This window comes from Limnospira sp. PMC 289.06 (genome assembly GCF_032350395.1).
GTDB lineage: Bacteria > Cyanobacteriota > Cyanobacteriia > Cyanobacteriales > Microcoleaceae > Limnospira > Limnospira platensis.
In genome coordinates, this window is record NZ_JARPLC010000249.1 from 1 (window position 1) to 2434 (window position 2434).

Annotated in this window: 1 protein-coding gene; it reads left to right on the plus strand. The window is 43.3% G+C overall.

The window, feature by feature from the left end; genetic code table 11:
- On the plus strand, positions 1-2434 hold a 2434-nt coding region (locus P5674_RS24110; RefSeq protein ID WP_315670357.1), incomplete at both ends, for an Ig-like domain-containing protein.

The following is a 2434-nucleotide window of genomic DNA, read 5'->3' on the forward strand; positions in this document are numbered from 1 at the left end:
GATGGTGTTTTAATCCCAGATACGGTGACGGTAGTTGACTCTCCCAACTACGGTACTATCACCGTTAACCCTAACGGAACAATCACCTATAGCCATGACGGTTCATCTACCAGTACGGATAGCTTTACTTATACCGTAGAAGATGATGATGGCGCTATCTCTAACCTAGCCACCGTCTCCCTGACTATCCAAGAAAATCAACCCCCCACCGCTAATGATGATAACGCCACGGTCCGCACCGGAAACGCCGTTACCATTAACGTCCTTAATAATGATAGCGACCTTGATGGTGTTTTAATCCCAGATACGGTGACGGTAGTTGACTCTCCCAACTACGGTAATATCACCGTTAACCCTAACGGAACAATCACCTATAGCCATGACGGTTCATCTAGCGGTACGGATAGCTTTACTTATACCGTAGAAGATAATGATGGCGCTACCTCTAACCTAGCGAATGTTAGCATCACCATTCAAGAACCATCAGCAGACCCAAATCCCACCGTTCTTGATATCTGGTATGGTTCAGAACAGAGTTTTGGTCATATTGGTAAGCCTCTAGTTTGGGTCAATATCCTTGGTTACGCTTTCGACCCAGACGGTATATCTTCTCTAAGCTACTCACTCAATGGAGGACCAGAAATTCCTCTTCGTCTTAATGTTCATGGTGAATCGAGGAATCCTCGTTTATCAAGAAATGGCGACTTTAACGTTGAAATTGCTTACACTGATCTCAACCCCGCATCTGATCACGATGATATAGTTGTCATTACAGCAGTTGATACACTGGGTCATATTGCTACCGAATCTGTCACTATTAAACATGAATTAGGAAATGCTTGGCCGAAAACTTATTCCATTGACTGGAGTGAAGTTGATCAAATTAACGATGTAGCACAAGTGGTAGATGGTCTGTGGACTTTAACAGATGATGGAGTCCGCACCGCTGAAACAGGTTATGACCGCTTAATTGCTATTGGTGACATTGGATGGGATGATTACGAAGCCACTGTTCCCATTACGATTCATGAAACTAATACTAATGGGATAATCGGTCTGTTAATGCGATGGAAAGGACATCAACCCGATGGTGGAACCCAGCCTTATGTTCAGTGGCGCACTCATGGGGAAATTGGTTTTTATCACATGAGCAGTGGCTTGTCTTTAGAAGGATCAACCTTCTTTAATAGTGGCAGAAACATCACTCTCGAAGCCGGGAATACCTACAATTTCAAGATGCGATCGCAGACGGTAGATGATGGTAGTATTTATAGCTTTAAAGTTTGGGAAGAAAGCGAACCGGAACCCACAGAATGGGATCGTCAATCCTTTAAATCATCATCAGATTTCAGAGCCTTGTCTCATGGTTCATTGCTCCTAGTTGCTCACTATTATGATGCCACTTTTGGTGATGTTACAGTTGTTCCCTATGGAGAAGAGCGACCAAACCTCGCACCGATCGCCAATAATGATCACAGTAGAGTTAGCCAAGGAAATAGTGTTAATATTAGAGTTCTTAGTAATGATGAAGATATTGACGGTAGCTTGATGCCGAATACTGTAACTATCGTTACTGAACCCAACCACGGCACTGTTAGTATTCAAAATGGGGTAGTTACTTACAATCATAATGGTTCCTATATCAGTGGCGATCGCTTTACTTATACCGTCGAAGATAATCATGGTGCTACCTCCAACGAAGCCACTGTATTTCTGGGTATTTCGGAATTAGATTTAGCCTTCAACTCCGATGACTTTAATAGCAGCAACCTCAAGCCAGAATGGAATTTTATTAAACCTCTAGCCAATTCCTCCTATGCTTTAACAGGAACCGGGACAAGTGATGCTTATTTAGAACTTTCTGTCCCCGCTAATACTGATTTGTGGAATCAAAATCGGACCATTGCGCGACTCATGCAACCCGCCGCCAACGAAGATTTTGAGTTACAAATTAAATTCGCTTCCGACCCCACTGTAGCCAAGCAAATGCAGGGAATTTTGGTAGAGCAAGATGAGCGGAATTGGTTAAGGTTTAATGTATCTCAAACTGGGTCAGGTTTATCAGTATTTGGTGCTTCTACCACTAATGGTAGTTCCCGTGTGATGGTTTCTGGTTCCGTGGCTACGGGAGAAGCTCGATATTTGAATGTAAATCGACAAGGAAACTTATGGACTCTCAAATCTTCTGGAGATGGTATAAATTGGAATACAGTTGGCAGTTTTATCCGTGATTTACAAGTCCAAGAAGTGGGGTTATTTGCAGGTCATGCTGGAAAATCACCAGCCATGTTTACCTCCCAGGTCGATTACTTTTTCAATATGGCGGCTCCCATTGTCCCCGAAGATGTCTCCCTCGGAAATCAGCCACCCATAGCCAACGATGATACAGTCAGAGTAGAACCAAGCCAGTCCGTTATCATTGATGTATTGAGCA